The organism is Nakamurella lactea DSM 19367 (assembly GCF_000426645.1).
GTDB classification, from domain to species: Bacteria; Actinomycetota; Actinomycetes; order Mycobacteriales; family Nakamurellaceae; genus Nakamurella; species Nakamurella lactea.
The window spans coordinates 381,469-407,685 of record NZ_AUFT01000008.1 but is presented as its reverse complement, the minus strand read 5'-3'; the positions used below and the strand labels follow the sequence as shown (position 1 = coordinate 407,685).

Below are 26,217 nucleotides of genomic sequence, written 5' to 3'. Positions count from 1 at the left end.
CAAAGGCGGAGTGTCGTGTTTTCAAACGCGTGTACTGAGCGGTTCGACCGGAGCTTGTCCGGTAGACAGGGCCGCCGGCCGACGATTCGTCGGCCGGCGGCTGATCTGGGTGTGTCGTTCAGGAAACGATTGGATGACGCGCGGTGCTACACGTGGTCGACCTCGGCGAAGGTCCGCCCGCCGGACAAGGTCGCATAGCCTGGGCCGCGATCGAAGAACGGCGCGTCTTCGGGTTCCGCCGCCCGCAGTTGCTGCCGGAGCACGGCGGTCGCGGGTTCGTCGACGACGACCGCCCCGGACTCCGACCGGGCGAGCACGACGCCGTAGTCGGCGCGGGCGCCGGCCACCGAGACCTTGCCCCAGACAACATCTTTGACCACCTCGTCGACCGGCCGCTCCAGCGGGTCGCCCCATCCGCCGCCGCCGGTGGTGCGGACCCGGATCAGTTCGCCGGCCCGGACCGGGGCGGCGTCCTCCAGGCCCTCGATCTCCCGCTCGTTCGCACCGCCCGGGTCGATGGTCACGGCAAACGGCTTGCCTGCCTTGCCCCCTTTCACGCCCCAGCAAGAAAGGATGGACCGGTCGGCGATGCACATGAAGTCGGTGTCCAGCAGCATCCGGTAGTGCTTCTCGTAGCCGAGGCCGCCGCGGTACCGGCCGGCGCCGCCGGAGTCGACGGCCAGCCCGAGCCGCTCGATCCGGAACGGGAACCGGGACTCGGTCACCTCGGTCGGCACGTTCGAGCTGTCCGGGACCACGTGGATGGTGTCCTCACCGTCGGCGTAGTAGCGGCCGCCGGATCCGCCGCCGAGGATCTCCCGCATCAGGTAGGGGACACCGTCGGCGTCGACGCCGTGGAAGCCGACGTACCTGATCGTCTCCTGGTCCGCAGGCATCTTCCCGTCGACGGCCTTGGCGATCACCCCGGCCAGCACCCCGAGCAACCGCAGGATGACGAAGGTACGGGCATTCGTCGGCGCCGGGAAGATCGGCGTCAGCAGCGTTCCCGGCTCCGGGAATTTCATCTCGATCAACGGGACCACGCCCTCGTTGACGTCGAGTTCGGCCATCCGTTCCGGGGTGTCGGCCAGGTTCCGCAGGATCGGCGCCAGCCACTTGGCCAGGAAGACTCCGTCCGAGTAATTGGCCGCGTGGTTGATCGGGCCCTTGGCCTGCGGGCCGGTCCCGGTGAAGTCCAGCACGATCCGCCCGCCGGTAACCCCGTCACCGTCGGACAGTTTGGTGAGGGTGATCCGCTGGGTGTGCAGCTTCGGCTCGTCCACCCCGTCGTGCTCGGCGTAGTCCTCCCAGACGTACTCGCCGTCGGGGATCTTCGACAGGATCTCGGTGCGGTAGATCTCGGTGGTGTTCGACAGGATGGCGTCGAAGCACGCCTCGATCTGCTCGCGGCCGTACCGGGTGAACAGTTCGCCGAGCCGGCGGGAGCCCATCAGGCAGGCGCTGCACTCGGCATCAAGGTCGGCCGCCAGCGACTCCGGCATCCGCGAGTTGCGGGTCATGATCTTCAGCGCGGACTCGTTGGGCCGCCCGGCATCCCACAGTTTGATCGGTGGGACCATCAGTCCCTCCTCGAACACACTGGTCGCGTGGCTCGGCATGGAACCCGGCACGGCGCCGCCGATGTCGTCGTGGTGACCGAACGCCTGCACGAACGCGACCACCTCGCCCGGTCCCCCGTCAACGCTGTGGAAGACCGGCACGGTGACGCACAGGTCGGGCAGATGCCCGATGCCACCCTCGGAGAGGTAGACGTCGTTGTGGAAGAAGACGTCGCCCGGCTTCATCGTCTCGATCGGATAGTCCCTGACCACCGGCTGGACCAGTGCCGAATAGGAGCGCCCGGTGAGCTTGCGCAGCTTCAGGTCGTGGATGCCGGCCCGGAAGTCGTGCGCGTCCCGGATCATCGGCGATCGGGAGGTCCGGGCGATCGCCGTCTCGACCTCCATCTCGACGGAAGCCAGTGTGCCGGCAACGATCTCGACCAACACCGGGTCGGCGGCCGTGGTTGCTGCGGTCATTTCGAGCCCCTCTCGGATGCACCGGTGGAGCCGGCGTCCCGGGTCAGAATGATGTTGCCGTAGGTGTCGACCTCGGCGTCGAATCCCGGGTGCACCGGCACGGTGGAGCCGAACTCCTGGATCACCGCGGGGCCGGAGATCCGGTCGCCGGCACCGAGTTTCGTCCGGTCGTAGATAGTGGCATCGGCCCAGCCACCGTCATCGGCGGAGTAGTAGACCTGCCGGGTCGCCAGCACCGCACCGGCGGTGTCGCCGGTTCCGGCGGCGATCTCGGAGATCTCCGGCCGCGGGATCGGCCCGATCCCGGTGGCCCGCAGGTTCACCCACTCGACCGGCTGGTCGGCCCGGCCGCGGAAGTCGTAGCCGTAGAGCGCCGCGTGCGCGTCGTGGAAGGCGGCAGCTACGGCGTCGGCCCACTCCGGCGTGATCTCGCCGTCCGGGCAGGTCACCCGCACCTCATAGGCCTGGCCGAAATAGCGCAGGTCCGCGGTCCGTTCGAAGACCTGTTCCGCATCCGGGAAACCCTCGCGGGACAACGCTTCCCTGGCCTTGCCGGTGAGATCGGTGTAGATCCCGGTCAGAGCGGACAGGTCCAGCCCGTCGTGCTTGGCGACGAAGGTCTGCACGTAGTCGTTGCGGACGTCGACGGTCAGCAGCCCGTAGGCCGAGACGTTGCCCGGGTTCGGCGGCACCAGCACAGCCGGCAGCCCGAGGATGTCCATCAGCCGACAGGCCAGCAGCGACCCCGAGCCACCGAAGGTCACCATCGGGAAGTCGCGGACGTCCAGCCCACGTTTGACGGTGACCTGCCGGAGCGCGTTCGCCTGGTTCCAGGCCGAGATCTCCAGGATGCCGGTGGCGCAGGCCTCTGGCGTCAGCCCGAGTTCTTTGGCCAATTCGGCCACCCCGACGGCCGAAGCCGCTGCGTCCAAGGGGATCTCGCCGCCCAGCAGGTGCGGTGGGATCCGGCCGAGGACCAGGTGCGCGTCGGTGATCGTCGGTTCGGTGCCGCCCTTGCCGTAACACAGCGGACCCGGATCGGCGCCTGCGCTGCGCGGCCCGACCTTGAGCGTGCCCTCGGGCGAGAGCCAGGCGATCGAGCCGCCGCCGGCGCCGACCGTCACCACGTCGATCATCGGGATCTTCGACGGGTAGGCACCGACCGTTCCCTCGGTGGTCAGGGTGGGCTTGGAATCCTGGATGACGGTGACGTCGGTCGAGGTGCCGCCGCCGTCACAGGTGACCACGGACGGGAAGCCGGCCTTCGCGGCGATCACCGCGGCCCCCAGCGCCCCGGCCGCCGGGCCGGACAGCACGGTGGTGATCGGCTGGTGCACCACCTCTTCGGCCGACAGCACTCCGCCGTTGGAGCGCATCACCGAGAACGGGATCTTCCGGGAGGTGTCCAGCGCGGCAAGGCGCTGCGCGATCCCGGCGACGTACGCGCCGACCTTCGGCTTGACCGCGGCATCGACCAGCGTCGTCATACTGCGCTCGTACTCGCGGTACTCACGGAGCACCTGCGAGCTCAGCGAAACCACGGCCCCGGGGAATTCGTCGCGGATCACCTGCAGCAGCTGCTGCTCGTGGTCGTCGTTCGCGTAGGAGTGCAGCAGGCAGACGCCGATGGTGGCGATGCCGGCATCCTTGAAGAAGCGCACGGCCGTGACGGCCGATTCGCGGTCGAACGGCGCCACCTCTGCGCCGGTGAAGTCCAGCCGACCGCCGACCGTCTTCACCCGGTCGGCCGGCACGATCCGGTCCGGCTTGACCCAGAAGTAGGAGTTTCCGTAGCCGTCCGGCACCGACTGCCGGGCGATCTCCAGGACGAACTCGAAGCCCTCGGTGGTGATGAAACCCAGATCGCCGACCTTGCCCTCCAACAGCTGGTTGGTGGCGACGGTGGTGCCGTGCGCGATCGACTCGACATCACTCGGCTCGGCGCCGGCGAGTACGAGAATCTTGTCGATGCCTTCCAGGAAGCCGTCGGCCGGGTTGCTCGGCGTTGACGGGGTCTTGGTGGTCCGCACCTGCCCTGTGCGGGTGTCCACCGCGACGATGTCGGTGAAGGTGCCGCCGGTATCCACTCCGATCCGGATGTGCCCGACCCGGCCCTGGCCATCGCGGTCCCAGCCCGCCGCCCCCGAGACGGCGGAGTCCCTGCCGGGAGCCGTGGGAGCCGGGACGTTCTGAGGTGCCATGGGCCGATCCTTCCTGGTCGTGGTGTTGCCCCCGCATTCAATCGTGGAGGCGGCCTCCCGGCGTCGTCAGAAGCTGCCAACGGGCGGCAGCCCGGTCGGTAGGGGCGACCCGGCCCAGGTGGCAGGCGAGCAACGGGCGACAATGATCGGGTCGCCGAAGGACGGGAGCGTCGAACGATGAGCGGTACCGAACGATGAGCAGTGTCTACCTGTGCCACAGCGAGCCGGACCTGTACGACTTCGAGGCCGAGGTGCTCGAGGTCCGGCCCGGCGCGGTCCGGCTGTCCCGGTCCGCCCTGCATCCCGGCGGCGGCGGCCAGGTCGCCGATCTTGCGGGCCTGGAGCACGCCGGCGGGACGGCGCAGATCGTCGGGGTCCGGGTCGAAGGTGACGACGTCTGGCACCTGCTCGACGACCCCGGTGAGCCGACCGGGTTGACGGGCACCGTCCGGGTCCGGATCGATGCCGAGCACCGGCATCGGGTGGCGCAGCTGCACACCGATTCGCACATCCTCAACGCCCTGGTCTTCGATGCGTTCGACGGTGCGCTGGTCAGTGGCGCGCAGATCAACGGCGACGGCACCGGACGGATGGACTTCGACCTGCCGAACGTGGACAACGAGCGGCTGCGCTCCCTGGAGCCGGCGGTCAACGACATCATCGGAAACGGGCTGACGGTGCGCGCGCAGTACGTGCCGGTCGCCGAGGCCGACACCACTCCCGGTCTGATCCGCAGCCTGTCGGTGGCCCCGCCGCCTACCCCCGACGGACGGCTGCGGGTGATCGAGATCGCCGGGGTCGACCGGCAGGCCTGCGGCGGCACCCACCTGCGGGACACCGGCGAATCGGCCGGCTTCCGCATCCTGAAGGTGGAGAACAAGGGCAAGCACAATCGTCGGGTGCGCTTCGCCCTCGACCTCCCGGGCTGACCCGTCCCGCCACCGACCACCGTGGGGCACGACCGAGACGATCGCTGCCGGGCGATCTGTTGCGCGCGTCGGCAATCGGCCGGACGATGAGCGCCGAGTCCGGCACTGGGTCGGGCCGAGCAACGGAGGCAGCCATGGCAGTTCAGGTCAATCTCGCCAAGGGACTCGACAAGGCCTACGAGGACAAGTCGGTGAAGGACATCCTGGACGCTCCGCCGTCGGCGTTGGCCGGCCTCACCGAACGACACGACGAGTTGCTCAAGGACGCGCTCAACATCAAGACCGTCCGTGATCTCGGCTCCAACAAGTATTTCGCACTGGCCGGCGTGCTGGTGGCGCTGGAGGGCAAGGAGGGCTGAGCCCGCCATGACCGGGGCGATTTCGGCCGCGACTACGCGGCCGAAACTGCCCCAATCATCGACGCGACCGGTTCAGGCCGATACCACCAGGCTGATCGCGGGCGTGGAGAGCTCCAGATTCACGTGCCGCGCACGGATCAGGTACGAGCCCGGAGGGATGGCGTCCGGGTCGGCGTTGTCCAGCATGTCAACGGTCAGGGTCGTGACGGACAACGCCGGGATCGGACCCAGTGGCATCACTTGGGCCCCGACGCCCCACCGCGGCAGGCTCCTCGGCAGGGGCGTCCCATCGACACGAAGGAGTTCGCCGGTCACCAAGCTGTGGTCGTGGCCGTCACCCACCCACTCGGCATCCGCCGTATTGCGCAACAGCACGCTGGGCACGAACCGCTCGTTCGCATCATGGGCCAAGCTCGCAACCGGCCATTCCAGCACGAGCCCACGTCGGCGGACCGCCCGTCCGACCCGGATCACCACCGGACCGGTACGGCCGATCTGTGCATGCCCGTAGGGATTGGCAATATCCAGCAGCGACCAGGCGGACGGCCCGGCCTCCGGCCACGGCGCCGCGATCACCGAGAGCCCGCCGCGCGGTGGGATCGGCCGCTCGCCATGGATCAGCCGCCAGCCGGTGCGCGGGCGGCGATACCGCGACAGCTCGTCCAGGTTCCGGGGGCGGAAGCCGAGCAGTTCGTCGATGGCGCACCCAGGCGAACTCACTACGACGTCATCGACGTCGTAGTGGCCCAGTTGCCAACTGCTGGGGTGCATCACCGCAGCATGCCACCGCGAGCGACCTTACGGCTGGGTCACCGGCCGGAACCGGCGCAGCCGCAGCGAATTCGTCACCACGAACACCGAGCTCAACGCCATCGCCGCACCGGCCAGCATCGGGTTGAGCAGCCCGGCCGCGGCCAACGGCAGGCCGGCGACGTTGTAGCCGAAGGCCCAGAACAGGTTCCCCTTGATCGTGGCCAAGGTCTTGCGGGACAACCGGATCGCGTCAACGGCGGCCAGCAGGTCCCCGCGCACCAGGGTGAGGTCCGATGCCTCGATCGCCACGTCACTACCGGTGCCCATGGACAACCCCAGGTCGGCCTGGGCCAGCGCGGCGGCATCGTTCACCCCGTCACCCACCATCGCCACCACCCGGCCTTGCCGCTGCAGCTCGGAGACGGCCTCCACCTTGCCCTGCGGCAGCACGCCGGCGATCACGTCGGCCGGGTCGATGCCGACTTCGGCGGCGACCGCGGCTGCCGTCTCCGGACTGTCGCCGGTGAGCAGGATCGGTCGTAGACCCAGCTCCTTGAGCTTCGAGATCGCCGCCGCCGAAGACGGTTTCACGGTATCGGCCACCACCAGCACCCCCCAGGGAGCGTCGTCGACCAGCACCACAACCGCGGTGCGGCCGGCCGCCCTGGCCTCGATCGCGGCCCGGTTCAACTCCGTCGGCAGCGGGTGGTCGCCGTCGTCCGGCGATGCCCGACCGACCCGCACGACGTGGCCGTCGACGACGCCGCGCACCCCCAGGCCCGGCAGGTCGGTGAACTCGGTGACCCCCGGCAGCTCCCCGATCCGGGATGCGGCGCCGGCGGCCACGGCCCGGGCGATCGGGTGCTCGGAGGCATGCTCGACCGCACCGGCCAGCCGCAGCAACGCCGCCTGCTGCACCCCCGGCGCCGCCGTCACCCCGGCGAGCGTCATCGCGCCGGTGGTCACCGTTCCGGTCTTGTCCAGCAGCACGGTGTCGACCCGGCGGGTCGACTCCAACACCTCCGGGCCCTTGATCAGGATGCCCAGCTGAGCACCTCGTCCGGTGCCGACCATCAAGGCGGTCGGGGTGGCCAGCCCGAGCGCGCACGGGCAGGCGATGATCAACACCGCCACCGCCGCGGTGAACGCCGCGGTCGCCGGGGCACCGTTGCCCAGCCAGAAGCCGAGAGTGCCGACGGCCAACAGGATGACGACCGGGACGAAGATCCCGGAGATCCGGTCGGCGAGCCGCTGCACCGGCGCCTTGCCGGTCTGCGCGAGCTCGACCAACCTGGCCATCTGGGCCAGCCGGGTGTCGTCGCCGACACCGGTTGCCCGGACCCGGAGCAGGCCCCCGGCGTTCACCGTGGCGCCGACAACGGCCGAGCCCTCGGTCACCTCCACCGGCACCGACTCGCCGGTCAGCATCGACTCGTCGATCGCGCTGCTACCGGCCACCACCACTCCGTCGGTGGCGACCTTCTCCCCCGGTCGCACCACGAACAGATCGCCGACCGCGAGCTGGCCGATCGGGATCCGCGACTCGCGTTCGGTGCCGTCGGCGCCGATCCGCAGCACCGCAACGTCCTTGGCGCCCATCGACATCAGCGCCCGCAGCGCAGCGCCGGACCGCCGCTTCGCCCTGGCCTCGAAGTACCTGCCGGCCAATAGGAACGTGGTGACGCCTGCGGCCACTTCCAGGTAGATCTCGGTGGCCCCGCCCGACCTCGACGGGATCAGGGTGAACGGCATCGTCATCCCCGGCACACCGGCGCCACCCCAGAACAGGGCGTACACGCTCCAACTGAATGCCGCGATCACCCCGACAGACACCAGGGTGTCCATCGTGGCCGCGGCGTGCCGGGCGTTGATCGCGGCGCTGCGGTGGAACGGCCAGGCTCCCCAGACCGCCACCGGTGCGGCGAGCGCGAAACTCAGCCACTGCCAATAGGTGAACTGCAGCGCGGGGACCATGCCGAGGGCGATCACCGGGATCGCCAGCGCCGCGCTGATCAGCGTCCGGTCCCGCAGCGACCTGACCTCGGCGCCGTCCGGGTCGTCACTGCGGTCCGCGTCACCGCGGTCGGAATCGTCGGCGGCCGGCGGGGCGGGGATGACGGCCGTGTAGCCGGTCTTCTCCACCGTCGCGATCAGCTCGTCGGCGGTGACGCCCTCGACCGCGGTGACGTGGGCCTTCTCGGTGGCGTAGTTGACGGTCGCGCTGACGCCGTCCATCCGGTTGAGCTTCTTCTCGATCCGGGCGGCACAGGAGGTGCAGGTCATGCCACCGATGTTCAGGTCGATGATCCGGCTGTCGGCGAGCTCTGCTGGCGCCGAGGCCATTGAGGTTGGTGCGTCACTCATCTGTGCCTCCTTCCGAAACGAAATGACGATGTTGTCCGAAGTATTGGTGCCGGTCGAACAGTCAGTGCCGGTCGACGACGACGGTGAAGGGTGCGGTGTGCACCTGCCCTGCATGTTCGAAGTCGAGAAAGACCCGATAGATACCTGCGGTGGGAAATGTTGCGGCGAAACGGATCTGCGGGCCGCCGGTCGGTTCGTGGTCCTGCGGGTGGGTGTGCAGGTAGGCCAGGTCGCCGGCCCGCAGCGCCACCAGGTGTCCGTCGGCGCCCAGATACGGCGTCAGATCGGTCACCGGGCGGCCGGACCTGGTCACCGTGAACGTCAGCTCCGCCTGTTCCCCGGCTGCGGGTTGTCCGGCCAACACCACCCGGTAGCCGTCGATCTCCGCGGTCGCCGCCGGCGCCGGGAGCCCCTGCGGCGTCAGCTGTCCGGTGACCGTGAGGTCGGTCGCCAGCACCAATCCGTCGGACTCGGCCTGTGGGGTGAAGTCCGCGTAGACGTGCCAGCCGCCAGGTCGGTCCAGCTCGAGCGGGACGGACCAGGTGCCGTCGGCCGCCAGTGTCGGGTGCACGTGCCGGAAGGCGGCCAGATCACGGGACACCGCGATCAGGTGCAGTTCCTTCTCGTGCTTGCGCTGGTAGTCCACGACCGGCCGGCCGTCCGGCCCGTCGATGGCGAACCGCAGGTCGGCGCGTCCTTCGTCAACCACCGATGGAGACTCGAGCCGCAGGGTGTAGCCGCGCTCGGAGACGGCCAGACCCGGTGGCACGGCATCGGCCGGATGTTCGCCGGCTGCCGGGTGGCTGCCCTCGCCGGACCCGGCATCGCTGGTGGTCATGTTCTCGTCCATCGCACCGTCGCCGTGGCCGTCCGCGGTGTCCTCGTCGGCGTTCCCGGTCGCGGCGATCGCCGGCGCGGAGCTGCCGATCAGGTAGCCGCCGCCGAAGACGGCTGCCACGGCGACCAGGAAGCCGAGCAGCGTCATCGCCGTCCGGTTCTTCATCACGGCTACCTTGCCGGGACCAGCTGGTAGCCGGCCTCGTCGACGGCGGCTCTGACGGCCTCCCGGTCGAGTTCCGATTCGCTGGTCACCCGGACCGGCGAGTCGCCGCCGGCGACCAGGTCGATGGTCACCTCGGAGACGCCGTCCAGGTTCTGCAGCTCTTCGGTGACGGCGCCGACGCAGTGGCCGCAGGTCATGCCGGAGACGGTGTAGGTGGTGGTCAGGCTCATCAGAAGTCCTTTCGCGCAATGGAGGTCAGTGCGCATGAGATGGCGGCAGGCGCGTTGCGACGGCCGCTGAACGGAGGGTGTGGGGTGCTCCAGGTGCGAGACGGGACGGTCAGCTCCGGACCAGCCGGGCGATGGCCGCCGACGCCTCCTTGATCTTCGCGTCGGCTTCGGCGCCGCCGGATTCCACGGCGTGCTTGACGCAGTGGTCCAGGTGCTCGTCCAGCAGTTCGAGCGAAAACGCCTGCAACGCCTTGGTTGCCGCCGACACCTGGGTGAGGATGTCGATGCAGTACTGGTCGGATTCGACCATCCGCTGCAGCCCGCGGATCTGCCCCTCGATCCGGCGCAACCGCTTGAGGTGGCTGGTCTTCTCGGGCGTGTAGCCCCAGCCCTCGGGCGGGACGGCGCCGCCGGAGGCCGGCTCGGTGTTCTCGGTCATCAGGTCTCCTCGATACCTCTTGGGGGTATGACTAGAAGATACCCCTACCCGGTACCTGACGCAAGCTCTGGCGCGCGCGCATGACGACAGCCGGCCGGAACGGCCGGCTGTCGTGCGCGGTCGATCCCGGACCGTCGGATCGTCGGGGCCGTGCTGGATCAGGTCAGGTAGCGGAACGTCGTACTGCCCGGCGCGATCTGTTCCACCGTCATCGGGGACTCCGCAAGCCGCTGCAGCAACGGCTGCAGCCCTTCCGCGGATTCGAGTTCGAGCCCGACCAGCGCCGGTCCGGTCTCCCGGTTGTTCCGCTTGACGTACTCGAACAGGGTGATGTCGTCGTCCGGGCCGAGCACGTCGATCAGAAAGCGGCGCAACGCTCCCGGCTCCTGCGGGAACTCCACCAGGAAGTAGTGCTTGACGCCGAGATGCACCAGCGAACGTTCCAGGATCTCCCCGTACCGGGAGACGTCGTTGTTGCCGCCGCTCACCAGGCAGACCACCACCGAACCGGCCGGCAACTCGGGCATCGACGGATCCAGCAGCGCCGCGACCGACAACGCGCCAGCGGGCTCGGCGATGATTCCCTCCTGCTGATAAAGATCCAGCATCGCGGTACAGATCGCGCCCTCGTCGATGGCGAGCAGTTCGGCGCCCGGGCCGCCGGCGGCACTCGCGTGAGCGATGGCCGTCGACAGCACGGCGTACGGAAGGTTGCCGATGGTGCGGACCGCGGCCCCATCGGTGAACGGGTCCAGCCGGTCCAGCCGGACCGGCCGGCCGGCGGCCAGCGCCGCGGCCATGGAGGCGCCGCCGGCGGGCTCGGCGCCGATCACCCTCACCTCCGGGGCATGACGCGAGAGCCAGGCGACGGTGCCGCCGATCAGGCCGCCGCCGCCGACCGGCACGATCAGCGCATCCTGCCGCAGCCCGCGTTCCCGGAGCTGATCGGCGATCTCGGCGGCAACGGTGCCCTGGCCGGCCATCGTCCGCTGGTCGTCGAACGGCGGGACCGCGATCGCGCCGGACCGCTGCGCGTCCGCGGCGGCCGCCGCCGCGGCGTCGTCGAAGGTGTCGCCGGCGATCACCAGTTCCACCAGATCGCCGCCGTGCGCCCGGATCCGCTCCCGTTTCTGTCTCGGAGTGGTGGCCGGCAGGTGGATCCGGCCGTGGATGCCGAGTAGACGACAGGCCAGCGCAACGCCCTGCGCATGATTGCCGGCGCTGGCACAGACCACCCCGGCCGCCCGCTCCGCCTCGGACAGCTGCGCCATCAGGTTGTAGGCGCCGCGGATCTTGTACGAGCGGACCGACTGCTGGTCCTCCCGCTTGAGCAGCACCGTGTGACCGGTAACGGCGGACAGTCGCGGGCTCGGCTCCAGCGGCGTGCGGTTGACGACACCGGCGATCCGGGTCGCTGCCGCGTCGACCCGGTCGGCAATCCCGGCCAGGTCGATCCCGCCCAGGTCGACTCCGGGCGCGGTCGGGTCGAACGCGGTGCCGTCGGGAAGTGCCACCCGGCGATCCTGCCACCCGCGCCGATCGTGCCGTCGGCCGCGTCCCATCAGCCCGTTCCGCGACAAGCGACCGTCGAGACGGGTGTGCACCGCAGGCGTAGCGGGGTTGTCACACGGCCCCGACGACCACCGGGACAACCGCGCTACCGCAGGCGTAGCGGGGTTGTCACACGGCCCCGACGACCACCGGGACAACCGCGCTACCGCTGGCGTAGCGGGGTTGTCACACGGCCCGGACGACCACCGGGACAACCGCGCTACGGCTGCGGGGATACACCTGCACCGACGCGATCACACAATCTCGAACACAGCTCCGTTCGACAATGTTGACTTCGACCCGCAGTCACGGGAGGATGGGCCGTCCGGGGACGATCCGAGGTAGGTGAAAGGCACAGCATGCTGGCAGCGATCCGTCAGGCACGAATCCTGGACGAGGTTCGGCGGTCTGGTGGAGTGCGCGTCTCGCAGCTGACGGACATCCTCGGCGTCTCGGACATGACGGTGCGGCGCGACCTCGATTCACTCGACCGCAAGGGACTGCTGACCAAGGTGCACGGCGGCGCCACCGCGCTGGACACCGCAAGTTCGGTCGAGCCCGGTTTCGAGGTGAAGAAGGTCCGCGAACGCCCGGAGAAGGAGGCGATCGCCGCCCACGCCGCGAAGCTGATCCAGCCGGGTATGGCGATCGCGATCACTGCCGGAACCACCACCTGGGCGTTGGCCCCGCACCTGGCGGCCATCGCCGACCTCACCGTGGTCACCAACTCGCTCAAGGTCGCCGAAGTGCTCTACGACCAGTCCCGACCGGATCTCACGGTCGTGCTCACCGGCGGGCTGCGCACTCCGTCCGACGGGTTGGTCGGACCCATTGCGGTACAAGCGATCCGCTCGCTGCACGTCGATCTGCTGGTGATGGGAGTGCACGGCATCGATGCCAAGGCCGGCCTCACCACGCCGAACCTGTTGGAGGCCGAGACCAACCGGGCGATGGTCGATGCCGCGCGCCGGCTGGTGGTGGTCGCCGACCACACGAAGTGGGGCGTCGTCGGGCTGTCCCAGATCGCGCCGCTGGCCGCGGTCGACACGCTGCTCACCGACGAGCATCTCGATCCGCAGGCCCGCCAACAACTCTCCGAGCAGGTGGGCGAGGTGATCGTGATCCCCACCCGACCGATCGAATTCAGCGAGGCCGGTTCGTGAGCGAGTTCCACCGCACGTCCACCACCCTATCCGACGACCGCGAGCTGATCTATTTCGACGAAACGCCTGACGTCGACCGCGATTTCGTCGATCGCCGTGACCTGCCGAAGGTCGAGCCGCTGTCCCAGGTCAGGTACGACGCCCTGCACGGTGAGTGGGTTGGCATCGCCGGACACCGGCAGACCCGGACGTATCACCCGCCGGCGGGCGAGTGCCCGCTCTGCCCGTCCACGCCGGACAATGCATCGGAGATCCCGGCACCGGAGTACGACGTCGCGGTCTTCGAGAACCGGTTTCCGGCGTTCGCCGGCATGCCCGGCCGCGCCGACGGGGCAGGCGGGGCAGGCGGGGCAGGCGGGGCAGGCGGGGCCGACGGGGCCGACGGAGCCGACGGGGCAGCCGGTGGTTCCGACGACGCGGCCGATCCGGTGCCGACCGATCCGTTCAGCACCCGGCCTGGCGTCGGCCGCTGCGAGGTCGTCTGTTTCACCTCCGAGCACGACGCGACGTTCTCCGACCTGACTCCCCGCCGGGTCCGCACGGTGATCGAGGCGCTCGTCGATCGGACTGCGGCGCTGTCTGCGCAACCCGGTGTGGCGCAGGTGTTCTGCTTCGAGAACCGCGGGGCGGAGATCGGCGTCACCCTGGAGCATCCGCACGGTCAGATCTACGGCTACCCATATGTCACGCCCCGCACCGAGCAGCAGTTGGCTGCCGTGGACCGGCACCGGGACCGGACTGGCCGCAACCTGTTCGCCGACCTGATCAGCGGCGAATTGGCTGACGGTTCCAGGCTGGTCGCGCAGAACGAGCACTGGATCGCCTTCGTGCCGTTCGCCGCGCGCTGGCCGGTGGAGGTGCAGGTGTATCCGAGGCGCCAGGTTCCCGATCTGCCGGCGCTCACTGCAGCCGAGAAGGACGCACTCCCCGAGTTGCACCTGGAGCTACTGCAGCGGATGCAGGATCTTTTCGACGACACGCTGCCGGCGATCACCGCCTGGCACCAGGCGCCGGTCGATCGGGGTCGCGAGGACTACTGGCTGCACCTGCAGCTGTTCTCGATCCGGCGAGCGGCCGGCAAGCTCAAGTACCTGGCCGGTTCCGAGTCGGCGATGGGAGCTTGGGTGAGCGACGTGACCCCGGAAGCGATGGCCGGCCGGCTGCGTGCGGTCGAACTGGCCCCCGAGCTGGAAAGGGCAGCACTGTGAGGGATGCACTGTGAAGACATTGGTCGTCGGCGGCGCCGGCTACATCGGATCGGTGGTCACCCGACTGCTGCTCGACCAGGGCAACGAGGTGGTGGTGCTGGACAACTGTTCCACCGGGCACGCCGATTCGGTACCCGAAGGGGCGCAACTGATCCAGCGGGACATCACCGAGTCCGACGGCGTGTTGGCCGGTGCCGGGTTCGACGCTGTGCTGCACTTCGCCGCCAGGTCGCTGGTCGGCGAATCGGTGGAGCACCCGAGCAAGTACTGGCACACCAATGTGATCGGCACCCGCGCGCTACTGGATGCGATCACCGAACACCAGGTGCCGAAGCTGGTGTTCTCCTCCACCGCTGCGGTCTACGGCGAGCCGGACGTCATGCCCATCACCGAGGAGACACCGGCCCGTCCGACGAACACCTACGGCGCTACCAAGCTCGCCGTCGACATGATGATCACCGGCGAATGTGTCGCCACCCCACTGGCGGCGGTCTCGTTGCGGTACTTCAACGTGGCCGGCGCAGCATTGGGCGCCGGTGAGCGGCACACGGTTGAGACCCACCTGATCCCGATCGCGCTGGACGCGGTGATCGGCCGGCGGGACAAGCTCACCATCTACGGCGACGACTGGCCGACCCCCGACGGCACCCCGATCCGGGACTATGTGCACGTCCTCGACCTGGCCAGGGCGCACGTGCTGGCGATCGAGGCGGCCCAACCGGGCGAACACCTGATCTGCAACCTCGGCAACGGCGACGGCTACAGCGTCCGGGACGTGATCGCCGCCATCGAGCAGGTCACCGAACTGCCACTGCCGGTGACCGTCGGGCCACGGCGGGCCGGCGACCCCAGATCGCTGGTGGCATCAGCGGATCGGGCCCGCGACCGGCTCGGCTGGCGGCCCGAGTTCGACCTGCAGACCATGGTTCGCGACGCCTGGGATTTCCGCCGCACCACTGCGACGGGGCCGGCTGCAGCCGAATGAGCATCGCCGAACGCTTCCAGCTGCAGTACGGCGGCAGACCCGACGGCGTCTTCTCTGCCCCCGGCCGGGTGAACCTGATCGGCGAACACACCGACTACAACAACGGCCTGGTCTTGCCGTTCGCCATCGACGCCAGGGCACAGGTCGCCGTCCGGCGGATCGACGAGCCCGTCATCCGGGTGGTTTCGGTGCAGCGCGAGGGCGCCGTGATCGAGGCGCCGCTGTCGGTGCTGCGGCCCGGCACGGCAGCCGCAACGGGTTGGCCCGCCTATCTTCTCGGCACCGCCTGGGCGTTGATCGAGGCCGGCATCGACGTTCCCGGCGCCGAGCTCGCACTGGACTCGGCGGTGCCCGTCGGTGCCGGGCTGAGCTCGTCGGCGGCGGTGGAGTGCGCCACCGCGCTGGCGTTGTCCACCATCGCCGAGGTCCGGCTGACGCCGGCCGATCTGGCCCGGCTGGCACAGCGGGCCGAGAATGCCTTCGTCGGTGTACCGACCGGCTTGATGGATCAGATGGCTTCCGCCGGCTGCCGCGCCGGTCACCTGCTGTTCTTCGACGTCGGTGCCGGCACCACCGAGAACATCCCGTTCGACCCGGCGGCGAACGGGCTGCAGGTGCTGGTGATCGACACCGGTGTCCATCACTCACTGGCCGACGGCGAGTACGCCAAACGCCGGGCTTCGTGCGAGTGGGCCGCCGAGCTGCTCGGGCTGAACACGTTGCGGGACATCACCGATGCCGGCGAAGCACTGGCCCGACTCGGCTCACCGGCAAGCGGTCTGCCGGCGGCCGACCGCGAGCTGCTGGTACGCCGGGTCCGCCATGTGCTCAGCGAGAACGGCAGGGTGTTCGATGTCGTGCAGCGACTCCGGGCCGGTGACATCGCCGGCATCGGCGCCGACCTGACCGAGTCCCACATCTCGATGCGGGACGACTACGAGATCTCCAGTATCGAACTGGACACCGCGGTCGATGCCGCGCTCGGCGCCGGGGCGCTCGGCGCCAGGATGACCGGCGGCGGCTTCGGCGGTTCGGCCATCGCCCTGGTGCCGTCGCAGGACGCCGCCCGGGTGGCCGAGGCAGTCGACAGGGCCTTCGCAGCAGCAGGTTTCGCTGCCCCGACGAGCCGGCACTTCACCCCCGCCGACGGTGCACGTCGGGAGAGTTGACACCCCGCCCGTCGGGAGCGACCGAATCGCGCCCCGCCGGGCGGGAGGTTCTCACCCGTGGTGCTGGAGCTTCTCGTTGGCCGCGATCGAGTTCGCCATGTTCGAGGCGTTGCCGGCGGCGTTGTTGATGTTCGTCGAGGCGGTGGATGCGGAGAAGGCCGAGCGATCGTAGGCGCTGCGTTCGTGCGACCCGGAGGCACCGGTGGCACCGGGCTGGGTACCGGCGGAACCGTTGGCGGCCACCGTGTGTACCGAGGTACCGGTCTTGGTCGCGCTGCTGGCCAGCTTGATCCATTCCTTCGGGTCCGTCAGCTTCTCCGGGTTGGCGCCCATGTTGTAGCCCTGGTTCACCGTGGCGGCGCTGTTGGCCACCACGCTCTGCACGGCATTGAACTGATTGCCGGCTCCAGGGATCTTCTGGCCCAGCGCGGACACGCCGACCGCGCGGGCGGTCGCCGCCCAATCGCCGCCGGTCTCCCGGTAGGTCTTGACCCCGATCACCGCGGTGCCCGACGCGCCGGCAATCGGATCGATCACCTTCCAGGCGGTGTCGTGATACTTGGCGTACTTCTCGGCCTTGGCGAAGTTCGCCGCCTGCGTCGCATACTTCGACTTTGCCGCATTGAGTGCCGTCTTCGACGCGGCCAGCGAGGTGCGGCTGGAGTTGAGCGAGTTCTCCGCGGCCGAGATGGCCCGCCCGTTCACCCGGTCTGCGACAGCCCGGACGATCTTGAACCGACTGCCGGACTTCTCTGCGCTGAGCGCCAGCTTGGCCACCCGGGTGTTCTTACTGGCGGTCAGGAACGCGGTGCGGGCCACCTTGAGCCCGTCGTTCGCCTGGTCGAGTGCCTTCCCGGCCTTCGCCACCTTGGCGACCTTCGCCGCACTCGTCAGCCCCTTCACCCCGGGGATCAGCCCGAGGGCGTCGAGGCCGATCTGGGTCCACGATCCCTTGCCGTTCATCAGCTTGTTCAGCACGTCGAGGGCCAGCGCGGCGGCACCGGTTGCCAACGCGATCGGCCCCATGATCGGTGTCAGGCAAGGGATCAGCGCCAGCAGGCCGGCTACCGCGGAGATGATCTTCAGCACCGGCCCGAGGTGCTCGGCCGCCCAGGAGACGCCGGACTTGGCCGCGCTCCAGGCGTCCCCGGCCAGCTGCTTCAGCTTGTCCCGCCAGCCGGGTGGGTCGACCGGCCGCATCTTCTTCGCCCGGCCGATGTCGTCGCAGCAGGCCTTGAGGTGCTTGCTGTGCTCGACCCGGATGGCACCGGCCTTGGTCACCAGATTCTGCAGATCCTGCTGTGCCGTCTGCAGGGTGCTCAGCGCCGATCCGGACTGCGGGCGATAGCTGTCGGCGGGCAGCGTCCGGCCTTCCGGCAGGTCGTCAGCGGCCCGTTTCCGGGCGTCCTGGTGCGACTTGTCGGCCGAGGCGGCCGTGCCGTACGCGGTCTTCGCGTTGCTGACCGCTGTCTGCTGGTGCGCATGCTGAATGCGCAGCGTCGACATCTGCTGCTGCAGGGTCTCGAGGTGACCGGCGTAGGTGTGCAATGCGGTCCTGACCACGCCCCAGGCCTCGGCGGTGGTGTCCAGATGCGGCACCAGGTCCTTGTTGATCCGCCCGCGGTAGACCGCCGACTCGTCACCGACCCACTCGGTGGTGTCCACGGACTTGATGTCGCCCGCGGCACCGGAGGCGGTGGTGCCGAAGTTGCCCCAGAGCGTCGCGGAGGCCCGGATCGAGGACGGGTCCCCGCCGAGGGTGAAGGTCTCCATTCCGCGCCACCGCCGTCCCGATCCGCTTCTGCTTGGGGAAACCCCCCGACGACGACTCTAGGAGAGAGTGGCCCGCGGGGCAGCCCATGCGGATGGGGAGTACTCCCCATCCGAACCCGCTGCTACCTGACCCTGATCCCCCGGATCCTGTTCATGGCCCCTGTCCGGCAGATCGGGCACTCGGTCGGCGAGTTGCGGGCTGCCAGCCATGGTCATCGGCAGTGACGGGCGGCGACTACTTGACCGAGCCGGACATCATTCCGGAGATGAAGTAGCGGCCGAGCACGATGTAGATCACCAGCGTCGGGAGCGAGCTGATCAATGCACCGGCCATACTCGAGGCGTAGTCGGGGTTCTGCCCACCGGACAACTGTTGCAGTGCATAGGTGGCCGGGCCGTTCGTCGAGTTCGACAGGAACAGTGCGAACAGGAAGTCGTTCCAGGCAGAGGTGAACTGCCAGATCAGCGTGACCACGAAACCCGGGATGGAGACCGGCAACACGATCGAGGTATAGGTCTTCCACATGCCGGCGCCGTCCACCCTGGCCGCTTCCAGGATCTCGTTCGGCACCGCCGTCGCGTAGTAGTTCCGGAAGATCAGCGAACAGATCGGGATGCCGAAGATGGTGTGGACGACCATCAGGGTGACGACACCCTGCGACAGCCCGATGTCGTTGATCAGCAGCTGCTGCAACGGAATCATGATCGCCGGGTACGGCAGGAACATGCCGAACAGGAACAGTGTGAAAACCATGTTCGATCCGGGGAACCGCCACTTGGCGAAGACGAATCCGTTCATCGAGCCGAGCATCGAGGAGATGATCGCCGCCACCGATGCGATGGCCAGCGACCTGCCCATCGGGGCCTTGAGCGTGTCCCAGGCCTTGGACCAGCCCTGTCCGGTCCAGTTGATCGGCAGCTGCCACGACCGGCTGGCCGAGATCTCCGCCCCCGGCTTGAAGCTGGTCACGATCATCACGTAGGCGGGGATCAGCACGATCACCAGAAAGATGAACAGCAGCACGTACTTCACGATGCGCGCACTCGTTGCCCGGCCACCGCCCGGTTTCGGCGTGTTGGCGTTGGTCTGCCCCGGGATCACCGGGATCGCGTCGACGGTCGAGGTGGTCATGATCCTGCCTTCTTCTCGGACCGGCGGGTGTAGATCAGGTACGGGATCACGAAGATCGCCACCACCACCAGGATGATCGTCGAGTTGGCGCCGGCCAGACCGTATTTGTAGGTCGACAGCTGGGCCCAGAGCATGGTCGCCGGTACCCCGGCCACGTAGCTGGTCGCGCCGGCCAACGCGTAGATCAGGTCGAACATCTTCATCGACATGTGCCCGATGATGATCAGTGCGGACAGTGCCACCGGCGACAGTTGCGGGAACAGCACGTACCGGTAGATCTTGAACTCGCTGGCCCCGTCCATCCGGGCCGCTTCCCGCTGGTCGTCCGGGATGCCGCGGAAGCCGGCCAGGAACAACGCCATGATGTAGCCGGACAACTGCCACACCGCTGGCAGCGCCATGGCCACCATGTTGAACTTGGAGTTCGAGCTGAACCAGGCGTTCTGCAGCGAGTCGAGGCCGACCAGCTGGAACAGCTGGTTCAGGCCGATCGCGTTCGGCCCGGTCTGCGGGTTCAGCAACCACTTCCAGGCGACCGATGCCGCGATGAACGAGATCGCCATCGGGAACAGGTAGACCGAGCGGAAGATCCCCTCGAACTTCGGTCCCTTCTCCAGCAACAGCGCCCAGAGCACACCGAACACCATGGTGCCGATGATGAAAGCCACCGTCAGCACCAACAGGTTCCACCATGCGTGGACGTAGGTGGAGTCGTTGGCCAGCCGGGTGTAGTTGTCGAACCCGATGAAGTGGACCTTCAGGTTCAGGTTGTTGGAGTTGCGGTTCGTCAGCGAGGTCAGGAAGTTCTTGACGATCAGGTAATAGATGAAGACGCCGATCAGGATGATCGACGGCAGCACCAGCAGGAATCCTGGCAGCCAGGTCGGCATGCCGCGTTTGGGTCGCGGAGCGGGAGTCGCGGCGGCCGTTTCACGGTCGGCTACAGAGGTATCGGGCATCGTCTCCGGCTTTCGGTGAGTAGGTCGATCTGCAGTCTGACAGCGACCGACGGGGCCGGCTCGTTCGAGCCGGCCCCGTCGGGGTTACCGCTGCAGGCGCACTTCGTCAGCCGAGGTTGTCGGACGCCGCCGAAACCAGATCGGTCTGCAGACCGGCCTGGTCCTTGGTTGCCATGAACTTCGAGATCGCCGAGGAGATCGCGGTGTTCCAGCCAAGGCTGACCGCCGCGCCGTGTGCGATCGAGGAGACGATCGTGGCCGACTTGAACTCGTCCATCGCCCACTGCTGGTACGGCGGGAAGATGTCCTTGGAGATGTCGGTCCGGGCCGGGATCGAGCCCTTGGCCAGGTTGAAGGCGGTCTGGCCCTCCTTGGAACCGACCGTCATCAGCCAGTCCTTGGTGCCGGCAGCGTTCTTGGCGCCCTTGGGCAGGGTGAACGAGTCGGCGAGGAAGTCGTAGACACCGTCCTGGCCGGGAACCGCCCAGTAGCTGTAGTCGACGCCGTCCTTCTTGCCCTTGCTGGTGAACTCGGCAACCGCCCAGTCGCCCATCACGTTGTAGGCGGCCTTGCCTTCGATCACCATGTCGGTGGCCGGCGGCCAGTCGTCACCGTCAGCCGCGGTGTTGGTGTACTCCAACAGCTTTGCGTAGTCGGCGACCGCGGTGGTGACCTTCGGGTCGTCCCACTTGGTGCTGCCGTCGAACAGGCCGGTGTAGCCCTCGGCACCGAGGTCGGAGATCAGCACGGTCTCGAACAGCTCGACCTGGGTCCAGGTGCCGCCGATCGACAGCGGGGTGGCGATCCCGGCCGCCTTCAGCTTGTCCATGTCGGCGATCCACGCCTTGATGTCGGCCGGGGCCTTCTTCGGGTCGATGCCGGCCTTCGTCAGCACCTCGTTGTTCACCCAGACCACGTTGGCGCGGTGGATGTTCGAGGGCACCGAGTAGATCTTGCCGTCGACGGTGAGCCGGTCCAGCAGGTCCTTCGGGAACACCTTGTCGCCACCGAGGGAGTCGATGACGTCGTTGATCGGCTCGATCTGACCGGCGTTGATGTAGTCGGTGAGCTCGGCGCCCGCGTGGCCCTGGAAGGAGTCCGGCGGGTTGCCGGCCTGCAGGTCGCTGGCCAGCTTCGCCTTCGCGTTGCTGCCGGCGCCACCGGCCACCGCGAGGTTGACGAACTTGTTGTTCGGGTACATCTCGCTGAAGATCTTGGTCAGCGCGTCCAGGCCGAGCTTCTCCGAGCCATCGGCCCACCAGGTGAAGACACCGACGTCGCCACCGGCGCCGCCGTCACCGACCTTGCTGGCGCTCACCTCGGTGCCGCCGGCCGCGGCCGTGTCGCTGGCGCCGGCCGTGTCACTGGCTCCGGCGGAGTCGCTGGCCGCAGCGGTATCGCTGGCCGCAGCAGTGTCACTGGCCGCGGCGGTGTCTCTGGCCGCGGCGGTGTCACTGGCGGCGGCGGTCGGGCTCGAACCGCCCGAATCCGCGGTGTTGTCGGAGCCGCAGGCCGCCAGCATGAGGCTGACGGCGGCGAGTCCGGCGATCAAGGGGGTACGGCGCATTCCGCTTCCTCCGAAAGAGAGTGGGGCTCCACGGCCGCCGGCGCTGCGGTTCGGACCCATCGGAACGGGAACCATGAACGAAGCAGCGCAGGTTCGGTGGTCCGACGGATCGTATGACCCGATGCCCCTGGAATGCCAGCTGCGAGCCCCGCCTTTATCGGATCGTATTATTCTAGGATTAGTCGGAAATCTCCGGGGATGACGGGCGTGCGCGGCGGATCGTCACCCGTTTGAGCGCCGGGCGATCGATTTCTCGGTCCGGATGAGCGAGTTATGTTGCCGAATGCCGGCAGCATCCCGACCGGGCGCTTGACTTGTGTCTGATGAATGCTCCATTTTTGAGAGGTGACAACCAGCCAGGGCGAGGCACCGACGGTCCGTAGTCCTCGGGCGTCTCGGCTCCGCGAGATGAGCCGGCGGCTGGTCCTGGAGGAACTGATCAGGTCGGCACCGATCAGCCAGGCCGACGTGGTCCGCCGGACCGGTCTGTCCAGGGCGACGGTGGCGTCCGTGGTGACCGAGCTGACGGCCGAAGGACGGCTGGTGACCGTCGACGGACCGGCGCCGAACGGGCGCGGCCGACCGCCCCGGCTGTTGCAACCGCATGCCGGTTCCGGTGTGGTCGCCGGGCTGGACCTCGGTCACTCGCACCTGGCGATCGCGGTCGCCGACCTGACCGGGACGTTGCTGGCCGAGACCCGCACCCCGATGAACATCGATGCCTCCGCCGATGCCGCGATCGACACCGCCGTCACCAGCCTGCAGAAGATGCTCGGCGAGCTGGCCGCCGGTGGCGAGCTCGGAGCACCCAAGTCCATCGTCATCGGCGTGCCGGGACCGATCGACAGCACCACGGGACAGCTCCGCTCCGGGACCGTGCTGTCCGGCTGGGTCGGCGTGCAGCCGGCGGAGGAATTCAGCCGCCGGCTGGGCCAGCCGGTGGTCCTGGAGAACGACGCGAACCTCGGCGCCATCGGCGAGTACACCTACGGCCGGGGTCGCGGGATCGACAACCTGCTCTATGTGAAGGTGTCCAGCGGAATCGGTGCTGGGATGATCCTGAACGGCGAGCTGTACCGCGGATCCCGCGGTACCGCCGGCGAGATCGGGCATGTCCAGGTGTCCGAGGACGGGCCGCTCTGTCGGTGCGGCAGCCGCGGCTGCCTGGAGACCCAGTCGTCCGCCGAGGCGGCACTGGCGCTGTTACGTCAGACCCACGGACCGCAGATGACGCTGGAGGATGCGATCGCCATCGTCCGGGCCGGTGACCCCGGTGCGGTGCGGCTGTTCACCGACATGGGCACCGCGATCGGCCGGGTGGTGGCCGCGGTGTCGGCCAACCTGGACCCGCAACTGGTGGTGGTCGGCGGGCCGATGGTCGACGACCCAGGGCCGCTGCTGGCCGGCATCACCGCGGCGGTCCGGCGGTACACCCAGCCGTATGTGTCCTCGCAGCTGGTGGTGGCCGGCGGCCAGCTGCACCAGCGGGCCGGGCTGCTCGGCGCGGTCGCGATGGCCACCCAGCTGGCCACTGCCCCGTAGTGATGCACCGCAATCCAGTGATGCAACGGCCCCAGCGGGTTCGCGCTCAGTAGCTGTAGAGCGAGCCGCCGGCCTTCACCTTGCCGCCGACGATGGACACTCCGGCGGAGGTTCCGATCAGGTCGGCGCCGGCCGCCAGCAACGCCCGGACCTGCTCGATGGTCTTGATGCCGCCGGATGCCTTGACCCCGATCGAGGTCGGCACCGCCGCCCGCAGGTAACCGATGGTGGCCGGATCGGCGATCCCGACCGCGCCGCTCGAGGCGTTCTTGACGAAGGCGACCCCGGCATCCACCGCGGCCTGCACCACCTTGGCCCGCTGATCGGTGTTCAGCAGCGGAAGCTCCAGCATCACCTTGATACCGATCGGCGAGGCCGCCGCGACCAGTGCCTGCAGATCGGCCAGGAACCGGTCGAACCGGTGGCTCAGCACCAGGGCGATGTTGACCGTCGAGTCCAGCTCGTCGACCCCCTCGTCGACCAGCGTCCGCACCTCCGTCACCCTGGCGGCGGTGGTCATCATGCCGAACGGGAAGTCGATGATCGAGCCCACCCGGATGTCGGTACCGCGCAACTCGTTGCGAGCCGTGCCGACCCAGGTCGGTGGCACGATCGCCGCGTCGAAGCCGTACTCGAGACATTCGGCGACGTGCTCGCGAACCTGGGTCTCGGTGATCGCCTGGCCGATCAGCGTGTGCTGGATTCGACCGGCCAATTGTTCCGCAGGCAGGGTGAGCGCCGGATGTTCTTCCGCTGCCGGCCGTTCGTTCTGCATCATCGGCCCCCTCGCCGTTGGGGTTCGTTGTCGCCGGGGTCTCCGGGTCGAGCATGGCAGACGGGGCGCGCTCTAGTCTGTCCGGATGCGCATTCTGTCCATCCAGTCGTCCGTGGCCTACGGCCATGTCGGCAACAGCGCGGCGACCTTTCCGCTACAGCGGCTGGGCCACGAGGTCTGGCCGGTGGTCACGGTGCACTTTTCCAACCACACCGGCTACGGCCAGTGGCGCGGCCCGGTACTCGATCCGGCCGACGTCCGCGAGGTGATCGCCGGCATCGAGGACCGCGGCGTGCTCGGCACGGCCGACGCCGTACTGACCGGCTACCAGGGATCACCGGGCGTCGCCGAGGTCGTCCTGGACACCGTCGCCAGGGTCCGCGAGTTGAACCCGGCCGCGGTGTACTGCTGCGACCCGGTGCTGGGAGACGTCGGCCGCGGCTTCTTCGTGCTACCCGGGATCCCCGCGCTGATGCGCGACACCGTGGTGCCGACGGCAGACATCGTCACCCCCAACCTGTTCGAGTTGGCCTACCTCGCCGGTGACGGCCCGGACCCGGACACCGCGACCCCGGCCGACGTTTCGACGCCGGAGGCGATTCTCGCTGCGGTGCAGCGGGTCCGGTCGCTCGGCCCGCGGACGGTGTTGGTCACCTCGGTCGAGACCGCCGGCATCGGGGCTGACGAGATCGGCATGCTGGCCGTCGACGACTCCGGCGCCTATCTCGTCACCACGCCGAAGCTGGACATCTCGGTGAACGGCCTCGGCGACGTGACTGCGGCGCTGTTCCTGGCGCACCTGCCGGACGGCATCGACACCGCGCTGGCCAGGGTCGCGTCGTCGGTGTTCGCGATTCTGAAGGGCACGGTCGACGCCGGGTCAAGGGAGATCCTGTTGGTCCAGGCCCAGCAGCAGATCGCCTCTCCCGCAGGAGAATTCGCCGTCAGCAAGCTGGGCTGACGTGGCCCGTCGGTGGACAATGACCACGGCGCTCGGCGCCGCGGTGTTCGTCGTGGTCGCCGGCTGTTCATCGGCCGGAACGTCGGTCGGGACATCGCTCGGGACGTCGGTCGGGACGTCGACCGGGCCACCGATGGCTGACGGCACCGGCGACCACAGCACCGCCGCGTCGCCGATCAGGTCGAGGAAGCTCGACCTGCAGGCGCATCGCGGCGGCGCCGGCGAACGCACCGAGAACTCGATCGCGAGTTTCACCCATGCCATCGAGCTCGGGGTGACCACGCTGGAACTGGACACCCAGATCACCAAGGACGGCAAGGTCGTCGTCACCCACGACAACACCATCAATCCCGACGTCTGCGCAGAGACGGCCCCGGCAACGAAGAACGATCCGCAGTACCCCTACGTCGGGAAGGTGGTTCACGATCTGACGCTGGCCCAACTGTTGACCCTGGACTGCGGCTTCCAACAGCGCCCCGGGATGCCGGAGCAGCAGGCCACCAAGGGCTCGAGAATCCCTGAGCTGCAGGAAGTCTTCGCTCTGGTCAAGGCTCACCGCGCCACCGTGATGATGAACATCGAGACCAAGATCGACGCCACCGCGCGGGAGCAGAGCGCGCCGGTCGACGAGTTCGTCGGCCTGTTGCACGATCAGATCACGGCGTCCGGCCTTGCCGATCAGGTCACCATCCAGAGCTTCGACTGGAGCTCGCTGCAGGCCATGCACCGGCTCGATCCGACGGTGCCGCTGGTCGCATTGACCACCACCGCGAACACCCAGATGGACCTGCCCGGCGCGTCGCCCTGGCTCGGCGGGCTGGACATCGACGACTACGACCGGGACGTGGTGAAGGCGGCGCACGCGATCGACGGGGTGACCGCTGTTTCGCCAGCGGTGGTCGACGTGACTCCCGGGATGGTCCAGGAGGCACATGCCTTGGGGCTCACGGTGATTCCCTGGACGGTGGACGACCCGGACCAGATGCAGCAGCTGATCGACATCGGAGTCGACGGCATCATCACCAACTACCCGACCCGGTTGCGCACGGTGATGGCGGACAACAAACTGCCGCTGCCACCGGCCTTCCCGGCCTGATCGGCTGCCGAGGCGCCGG

Annotated in this window: 22 protein-coding genes; 9 read left to right on the top strand and 13 right to left on the bottom strand. The window is 68.6% G+C overall.

The window, feature by feature from the left end; genetic code table 11:
• Window positions 1–146: 146 nt before the first annotated feature.
• Window positions 147–2,039 (bottom strand): hydantoinase B/oxoprolinase family protein, encoded by a 1,893-nt coding sequence (locus tag K340_RS0111755; protein WP_029136855.1) that lies wholly within the window; start codon window positions 2,037–2,039, stop codon window positions 147–149.
• Window positions 2,036–4,240 carry a hydantoinase/oxoprolinase family protein gene (locus tag K340_RS0111750; protein WP_084614286.1) on the bottom strand — a complete coding sequence of 735 codons (2,205 nt, stop codon included), beginning with the start codon at window positions 4,238–4,240 and terminating at the stop codon, window positions 2,036–2,038. Before K340_RS0111750 ends, K340_RS0111755 begins: the two co-directional genes overlap by 4 nt.
• 194 nt (window positions 4,241–4,434) lie before the next feature.
• Here K340_RS0111750 and K340_RS0111745 point away from each other — a divergent pair, with 194 nt between their 5' ends.
• On the top strand, window positions 4,435–5,169 hold the full coding sequence (locus K340_RS0111745; RefSeq protein WP_029136853.1) for an alanyl-tRNA editing protein: 735 nt from the start codon (window positions 4,435–4,437) through the stop codon (window positions 5,167–5,169).
• 134 nt (window positions 5,170–5,303) lie between these two features.
• Window positions 5,304–5,528 (top strand): hypothetical protein, encoded by a 225-nt coding sequence (locus K340_RS0111740; protein ID WP_029136852.1) that lies wholly within the window; start codon window positions 5,304–5,306, stop codon window positions 5,526–5,528.
• 72 nt (window positions 5,529–5,600) lie between these two features.
• On the opposite strand, the gene K340_RS0111735 is transcribed toward K340_RS0111740, so the two are convergent.
• The 6 genes from K340_RS0111735 to ilvA form a co-directional block, all read right to left on the bottom strand.
• Entirely contained in the window at window positions 5,601–6,299 is a 699-nt protein-coding gene (locus tag K340_RS0111735) for a hypothetical protein (RefSeq protein ID WP_029136851.1), read from the bottom strand.
• A 27-nt stretch (window positions 6,300–6,326) separates the two neighbouring features.
• Entirely contained in the window at window positions 6,327–8,645 is a 2,319-nt protein-coding gene (locus K340_RS0111730) for a heavy metal translocating P-type ATPase (protein ID WP_154674205.1), read from the bottom strand.
• A 61-nt stretch (window positions 8,646–8,706) separates the two neighbouring features.
• Window positions 8,707–9,648: a hypothetical protein gene (locus K340_RS29440; RefSeq protein ID WP_154674204.1), complete on the bottom strand. Its 942-nt coding sequence runs from the start codon at window positions 9,646–9,648 to the stop codon at window positions 8,707–8,709.
• A gap of 5 nt (window positions 9,649–9,653) precedes the next feature.
• Window positions 9,654–9,878 (bottom strand): heavy-metal-associated domain-containing protein, encoded by a 225-nt coding sequence (locus K340_RS0111720; RefSeq protein WP_029136849.1) that lies wholly within the window; start codon window positions 9,876–9,878, stop codon window positions 9,654–9,656.
• Between the two features lie 109 nt (window positions 9,879–9,987).
• Window positions 9,988–10,317, bottom strand: coding sequence for a metal-sensitive transcriptional regulator (locus tag K340_RS0111715; protein WP_029136848.1), 330 nt, complete (start codon window positions 10,315–10,317; stop codon window positions 9,988–9,990).
• A gap of 158 nt (window positions 10,318–10,475) precedes the next feature.
• Window positions 10,476–11,879 (bottom strand): threonine ammonia-lyase IlvA, encoded by a 1,404-nt coding sequence (gene ilvA, locus K340_RS0111710; protein WP_084614312.1) that lies wholly within the window; start codon window positions 11,877–11,879, stop codon window positions 10,476–10,478.
• Between the two features lie 348 nt (window positions 11,880–12,227).
• Here ilvA and K340_RS0111705 point away from each other — a divergent pair, with 348 nt between their 5' ends.
• Genes K340_RS0111705 through galK form a run of 4 tightly spaced genes read left to right on the top strand, consistent with a single transcriptional unit; the run spans window position 12,228 to window position 16,393 of the window.
• Entirely contained in the window at window positions 12,228–13,031 is an 804-nt protein-coding gene (locus tag K340_RS0111705; RefSeq protein WP_029136846.1) for a DeoR/GlpR family DNA-binding transcription regulator, read from the top strand.
• Entirely contained in the window at window positions 13,028–14,239 is a 1,212-nt protein-coding gene (gene galT, locus K340_RS29435; protein ID WP_051265913.1) for a galactose-1-phosphate uridylyltransferase, read from the top strand. The genes K340_RS0111705 and galT overlap by 4 nt, the downstream gene beginning before the upstream one ends.
• A gap of 10 nt (window positions 14,240–14,249) precedes the next feature.
• Complete coding sequence (gene galE, locus K340_RS0111695; protein WP_029136845.1) at window positions 14,250–15,224, top strand: UDP-glucose 4-epimerase GalE; 975 nt, start codon at window positions 14,250–14,252, stop codon at window positions 15,222–15,224.
• Window positions 15,221–16,393 (top strand): galactokinase, encoded by a 1,173-nt coding sequence (galK, locus tag K340_RS0111690; RefSeq protein ID WP_037364052.1) that lies wholly within the window; start codon window positions 15,221–15,223, stop codon window positions 16,391–16,393. The genes galE and galK overlap by 4 nt, the downstream gene beginning before the upstream one ends.
• 51 nt (window positions 16,394–16,444) lie before the next feature.
• On the opposite strand, the gene K340_RS0111685 is transcribed toward galK, so the two are convergent.
• The 4 genes from K340_RS0111685 to K340_RS0111670 all read right to left on the bottom strand — a co-directional run bounded on the left by K340_RS0111685 (window position 16,445) and on the right by K340_RS0111670 (window position 21,824).
• Window positions 16,445–18,166: a hypothetical protein gene (locus K340_RS0111685; protein ID WP_029136843.1), complete on the bottom strand. Its 1,722-nt coding sequence runs from the start codon at window positions 18,164–18,166 to the stop codon at window positions 16,445–16,447.
• Window positions 18,167–18,401: 235 nt separating this feature from the next.
• On the bottom strand, window positions 18,402–19,298 hold the full coding sequence (locus K340_RS0111680; RefSeq protein WP_029136842.1) for a carbohydrate ABC transporter permease: 897 nt from the start codon (window positions 19,296–19,298) through the stop codon (window positions 18,402–18,404).
• On the bottom strand, window positions 19,295–20,188 hold the full coding sequence (locus K340_RS0111675) for a carbohydrate ABC transporter permease (RefSeq protein ID WP_029136841.1): 894 nt from the start codon (window positions 20,186–20,188) through the stop codon (window positions 19,295–19,297). The genes K340_RS0111680 and K340_RS0111675 overlap by 4 nt, the downstream gene beginning before the upstream one ends.
• A gap of 175 nt (window positions 20,189–20,363) precedes the next feature.
• A complete protein-coding gene (locus K340_RS0111670; RefSeq protein ID WP_029136840.1) occupies window positions 20,364–21,824 on the bottom strand; it encodes an ABC transporter substrate-binding protein in 1,461 nt (486 codons plus the stop codon).
• A gap of 408 nt (window positions 21,825–22,232) precedes the next feature.
• Between K340_RS0111670 and K340_RS29430 the strand changes: the two genes are divergently transcribed.
• Window positions 22,233–23,366, top strand: coding sequence for an ROK family transcriptional regulator (locus tag K340_RS29430; RefSeq protein WP_037364317.1), 1,134 nt, complete (start codon window positions 22,233–22,235; stop codon window positions 23,364–23,366).
• 46 nt (window positions 23,367–23,412) lie between these two features.
• Here the strand turns inward: K340_RS29430 and deoC are convergent, their stop codons facing one another.
• Window positions 23,413–24,144, bottom strand: coding sequence for a deoxyribose-phosphate aldolase (gene deoC, locus K340_RS29425; protein ID WP_245599531.1), 732 nt, complete (start codon window positions 24,142–24,144; stop codon window positions 23,413–23,415).
• 82 nt (window positions 24,145–24,226) lie between these two features.
• On the opposite strand from deoC, the gene pdxY reads away from it, so the two are divergent.
• Together pdxY and K340_RS29420 are read left to right on the top strand one after the other, a co-directional pair.
• Complete coding sequence (pdxY, locus tag K340_RS0111655; RefSeq protein WP_029136839.1) at window positions 24,227–25,102, top strand: pyridoxal kinase PdxY; 876 nt, start codon at window positions 24,227–24,229, stop codon at window positions 25,100–25,102.
• Window positions 25,103–25,121: 19 nt separating this feature from the next.
• The gene (locus K340_RS29420; RefSeq protein WP_051265909.1) at window positions 25,122–26,198 is read left to right on the top strand and encodes a glycerophosphodiester phosphodiesterase family protein; all 1,077 of its coding nucleotides are present in this window, start codon (window positions 25,122–25,124) and stop codon (window positions 26,196–26,198) included.
• Window positions 26,199–26,217: the final 19 nt, after the last annotated feature.

Coding starts and splice junctions, on each gene's coding strand:
- K340_RS0111730 (WP_154674205.1), bottom strand. CDS start 8,645: ATGAGTGACGCACCAACCTCAATGGCCTCGGCGCCAGCAGAGCTCGCC.
- K340_RS0111735 (WP_029136851.1), bottom strand. CDS start 6,299: ATGCACCCCAGCAGTTGGCAACTGGGCCACTACGACGTCGATGACGTC.
- pdxY (WP_029136839.1), top strand. CDS start 24,227: ATGCGCATTCTGTCCATCCAGTCGTCCGTGGCCTACGGCCATGTCGGC.
- K340_RS0111675 (WP_029136841.1), bottom strand. CDS start 20,188: ATGCCGACCTGGCTGCCAGGATTCCTGCTGGTGCTGCCGTCGATCATC.
- K340_RS0111740 (WP_029136852.1), top strand. CDS start 5,304: ATGGCAGTTCAGGTCAATCTCGCCAAGGGACTCGACAAGGCCTACGAG.
- K340_RS29430 (WP_037364317.1), top strand. CDS start 22,233: ATGAGCCGGCGGCTGGTCCTGGAGGAACTGATCAGGTCGGCACCGATC.
- K340_RS29420 (WP_051265909.1), top strand. CDS start 25,122: ATGACCACGGCGCTCGGCGCCGCGGTGTTCGTCGTGGTCGCCGGCTGT.
- galK (WP_037364052.1), top strand. CDS start 15,221: ATGAGCATCGCCGAACGCTTCCAGCTGCAGTACGGCGGCAGACCCGAC.
- K340_RS0111745 (WP_029136853.1), top strand. CDS start 4,435: ATGAGCAGTGTCTACCTGTGCCACAGCGAGCCGGACCTGTACGACTTC.
- K340_RS0111685 (WP_029136843.1), bottom strand. CDS start 18,166: ATGGAGACCTTCACCCTCGGCGGGGACCCGTCCTCGATCCGGGCCTCC.
- K340_RS0111680 (WP_029136842.1), bottom strand. CDS start 19,298: ATGACCACCTCGACCGTCGACGCGATCCCGGTGATCCCGGGGCAGACC.
- K340_RS0111715 (WP_029136848.1), bottom strand. CDS start 10,317: ATGACCGAGAACACCGAGCCGGCCTCCGGCGGCGCCGTCCCGCCCGAG.
- K340_RS29440 (WP_154674204.1), bottom strand. CDS start 9,648: ATGAAGAACCGGACGGCGATGACGCTGCTCGGCTTCCTGGTCGCCGTG.
- K340_RS0111755 (WP_029136855.1), bottom strand. CDS start 2,039: ATGACCGCAGCAACCACGGCCGCCGACCCGGTGTTGGTCGAGATCGTT.
- K340_RS0111720 (WP_029136849.1), bottom strand. CDS start 9,878: ATGAGCCTGACCACCACCTACACCGTCTCCGGCATGACCTGCGGCCAC.
- deoC (WP_245599531.1), bottom strand. CDS start 24,144: ATGATGCAGAACGAACGGCCGGCAGCGGAAGAACATCCGGCGCTCACC.
- K340_RS0111705 (WP_029136846.1), top strand. CDS start 12,228: ATGCTGGCAGCGATCCGTCAGGCACGAATCCTGGACGAGGTTCGGCGG.
- ilvA (WP_084614312.1), bottom strand. CDS start 11,879: ATGGGACGCGGCCGACGGCACGATCGGCGCGGGTGGCAGGATCGCCGG.
- K340_RS0111670 (WP_029136840.1), bottom strand. CDS start 21,824: ATGCGCCGTACCCCCTTGATCGCCGGACTCGCCGCCGTCAGCCTCATG.
- K340_RS0111750 (WP_084614286.1), bottom strand. CDS start 4,240: ATGGCACCTCAGAACGTCCCGGCTCCCACGGCTCCCGGCAGGGACTCC.